We start from the raw sequence: 3,908 nt of genomic DNA, 5'->3' as shown, positions 1-3,908 counted from the left end.
CGGGCAGAGCTACTACACCATCGACGTCGCCATCGAGGGCGAGCTCCTCGTCGACGGCGAGCCGGTCACCTTCCGCCCCGGCATGACCGCCACCGTCGACGTCCTCTCCGGCAAACGCACCGTGCTCGAATACATCTGGCAACCCGTCGCACGCGTCCAGGAACTCGCGCTGAGGGATTGAGGGTGGCACGTCATCACGCGCTCCCTCCCAGCGCCACATCGTCCCGCACCAGCCCCTCCGCCGCAGACGACGTCTCTGACCCCATCGCCCCGATCACTGGCCGGGGACCCGAGGCAGGCCGTCCTCAAACATCGCGGGCGGGCGCAGGCGCGACGCCGACCACCACGCGGCGCTCGTGATATGCGATCACGGGACCACGCGACGCGTGGCGACACCCGGTTGCGGGGCCTCTGAAGCGCGACCTCTCCAAGTTGCTTAGTCCTGTTCGCAATCTCCAGCCTGCACGCCGGGGAAGATGTTACAGCTCAGCCTCCCATTTCTTCTGCAAGTGTCGCCAGGACATCAGCTACTTGATCCAGCTTGTCTGGTTTGCCAGCTGCCTCCCCTTGCGGCGCCACGAGATCCCTGGCCAGCGCCTTGAACCGCTCTGTGTGGTGCAGGCTGTCGAGATGCGCATAAAGCCAGCGCAAATGGCCCGCCTGAAACAAATTCAGCGCATGGCTTTCATCGCAAGCCGACAATCGCTCAGAATCAAGCGCAAACAGTCCGCGCAACGCACGCTCCGGCTGCGGCACTTCCAGCTTAGGCCCAGCCCAAGGCACCAGCGCCCCTGCAGCCTCAAGCCCTGCGAGCGGAGTGTGCAGCGCGCCAATCCCCGACTGCACCGTCTTCAAAAACGTCAGCGTCTGCTGCAACCAGGGAGCCAGCGCGCCGTCCTTGTAAAAGGGCTGCGCCCCCTCCCCCGCCTCGTGCTCAGGCGTATAGTTTGACCAGAGCGCCAAGGCCTCCGGCTCCACAAGGCGAAACGGGTAGACCCGCAAAAGCGCCGGCACATAGCTCGCGCGCCATTTCCCCTCACGCGACACGAGGACATTCGCACCTTCAATCGGCCCCATGACGGCCAGCGCCTGCCACCGCCGGTCCGATTTGCTGAACGCCACAGGCATCGCCTGCGCCACCCGCGGCAACTCCGCAAGCGCGACCGGGACCAAGGCCACGCCGCGCGCGAAACCGAAGCCTCGCGCCGGACGCCAGCCGAGATCGCCATGTGTGGTCGGGCTCAGGATCGTCATCGGGCCCCCTCGCAACCGCCCGACGTCGCACGCGACCAAGGCGATCTCCTCTTGATCCGCACACCGCGCCGTGCAATTGGCGCAGATGCGCCATCCAAGATGCGCTTGCCCGCATTGCAGGATCTCGCCGCGGAGCGCCTCACGGCAAAATCGCTCCGGGCGTCGAACATAGGCGCCCGCCCCGCGTCGGGGTCAGGAGCGGCGCAGGCCAGGCTTGCCCCTCCCGCCGATGAGCGCGCCGTCATCGTGAGACCCCGCTCCTCAACGCCACACGATCTGGCAGCTCCTCTGCCATGCCCTCAGGCGCGCTCGCTCTTCGCAAGCCGCATGTCTTCCACCGGCATCTGCGCGAAGATCTCCTGCATCGGGCCAAGCCATTCCGCGTAGTTGCGCCATTGTTCTACCGCGTCTTTGAAGATCGGCTTGCGGACCTGCTCGGAACTCGGCGTTTGCACTGCGCGCTCAGTTTCCCAGTAGCGCAGACATTGCTCCTCGAACGGCAGATCGCAATAGTCCAGCAACCGCCGGATCTCGGCATCGGTGGTGTCGACAAGCGCCTCGTATTGCAGATGATGGATCCGCCCGGGCAACACCTCGTCAAAATGCGCCATCAACTCCGTGTAAGCCCTATAATATCGCGCGATATCCTTCTGATCATAGGAATGATCGACGCCGCGGCCAAAGTTCATCTTGAAGAGCGCAAAGCCCGCCGCCATCGGCTTACGCCGGATATCGATGATTTTCGCATTGGGCAAAATCAAGTGAATAAGACCAGCATACATCCAGTTGGCCGGCATTTTGTCGATGAAATACGGTCGATCTGTGCGCCGCTCAGCCCGAGTACTGTCCAGAAATTTTTGACCGAGCGCTGCACATTCTTCTGCGTCGAGGTCCGCGAGCAGTCGCTTGTTGAGGCTCGCCTCCTGCCCGCCCGGTCCGAGCCCGCCGAAATCCCGTCCGATGCGCAACAGATCCGGCAGTTCGCGGGTGCCTTCGATCTGACTGTGGCTCGACAGGATCTGCTCGGTCAGTGTCGAGCCTGCGCGATGCAGGCCCACAACAAAGATCGGGTCGGCCTCGGGACTGCCAAAATCCTGACGCGCCGCAAAGAAGTCTTTCGTGAACACTTCTTTGGCCTCGGCAACATAATCTTCCAGCCGGCTGATATCATAATCGCTCTGCGCGCGCCGAATGCCATTGGCCTGCGCATAGTTCTCGAAAGAGGGCGCATACGCTTTGCGATCCTCATACGCCTTGCCAAGTGTAAAATGAATATTGTAGCGGTCCTCCGCCCCGAGATCCTCACGGCACAGCTGCTCTTCCATCAGTGCAATGTCGTCATCGGTAAAAACCGCAAGTTTCATGTTCGACAGGGCGTGCCAGGCCGCGCCATTGCCAGGTGCGCGCGCGATCGCCTCGCGGTAGGCGGCGACCGCATCTTCCTGCCGACCAAGCGTTTTCAACGCCAAGGCATATTGCATCCAATCCTGCGCAACGCCCTTGTGATTGGCAAAAAATCCTTCATAGACATCGATCGCTTCGTCAAAGCGATTGGCATTGGTCAGCAGGTTGGCATGCAGCGCCAGATACCGCGGCTGATGCGGCGCCCGTTCCAGCAGTGCAAAGCTATGGCGCAGGGCCGCCTCCGCATCGCCCGCATGGCGCAGATAGCGCACCAGCTGCTGCTGCCCGGCCACAAATCCAGGCGCAAGTTCGACGACCCGTTCCATCAGGCGCCGCGCCTCGCCGTCGCGCTCTTGCTTGTCCGCGGTATCCGCGAGGATCCCAAGGGCCACAATATCTTCAGGCATGAGCCGCAGGTATTGCTCAAGGATGGCGCGGACCTTGTCGTGGTCGCCCACTTTGGCCGCAGACAGCGCATCCCGCACGGCCGGTTGCGCCAACGACCGCGTCAGAACCTCGGTATAGGGGTCCTCCTCACCAGCTTCATCCCCTTCCGCACTGGTCTGAGGTGCGCTGTCAAGTGTCGCGTTCACGGCCTCGCGCAGCTCGTTCATTTGCTTGCGCAGCGCGGCCAGATGCGTCTGCACCGCCGGATCGGTGCCGATGCTCTCAAGCACAGGACGCTCGAGAATCTCGTTAAACGCGGCCACGATCTCCCCGGCGCGCGCTTCGGGCGCATGCGCCTCAGCCGCCTTCAGCGCCAGATCCACAGCGCGCGCGTAGATGCTGTCATCGCGCATCAAAACGGCGACGAACTTGGCCCAGTGCTGCACCGCCTCTGCGGGCGGGGTCGCGAAATAGTTCTCAGACATGCCCTCGGGGATATCGAACAGAAAGCCCCCCTCCCCCACTTGCTCGGGTATCCCGCCAGAACGCGTGGCCAAGACGGGCACCCCCGACAGCTGCGCTTCGGGAATGACCCGGCCCGCCGCCTCGACCCAGAGCGAGGGCATGACCAAGAGCGCCGCCTCGGAATAGACTTGACCCATGTCCGATGTGGTCGGATACCAGTCGATCGCGTCCAGATGCTCGGCCGGGACGTGCAGCTTCTCCCAATTGGCCCGGCCCCAGCGGCTTTCCACAGCGCGGAACCGGATCTCAGGGGCCATCGCCTTCACCTGCGCGGCCAAGTTCAGGAAAAACAGCCCCCCCTTGGCCGGGTCCGGATTGACCAGCGTCACATAGCGCTC

General features: G+C 63.2%; 2 protein-coding genes and 1 pseudogene. 1 reads left to right on the top strand and 2 read right to left on the bottom strand.

What is annotated here, in order from left to right; genetic code table 11:
• Positions 1 to 181 (top strand): annotated as a pseudogene (locus QZ588_RS17825) (HlyD family type I secretion periplasmic adaptor subunit); the annotation flags it as partial.
• Positions 182 to 486: 305 nt separating this feature from the next.
• Here QZ588_RS17825 and QZ588_RS17820 read toward each other — a convergent pair.
• Entirely contained in the window at positions 487 to 1,254 is a 768-nt protein-coding gene (locus QZ588_RS17820) for a SapC family protein (RefSeq protein WP_295544436.1), read from the bottom strand.
• Positions 1,255 to 1,553: 299 nt separating this feature from the next.
• Positions 1,554 to 3,908, bottom strand: a 2,355-nt coding sequence (locus QZ588_RS17815) for a sulfotransferase (RefSeq protein WP_295544435.1), incomplete at its 5' end; no start/stop codon positions are given.

Source organism: uncultured Thiohalocapsa sp. (assembly GCF_913062725.1).
In the GTDB taxonomy this organism is placed as follows: Bacteria; Pseudomonadota; Gammaproteobacteria; order Chromatiales; family Chromatiaceae; genus Thiohalocapsa.
Note: the sequence above shows the minus strand (reverse complement) of the source record. Positions and strands in the feature narration are given on the sequence as shown.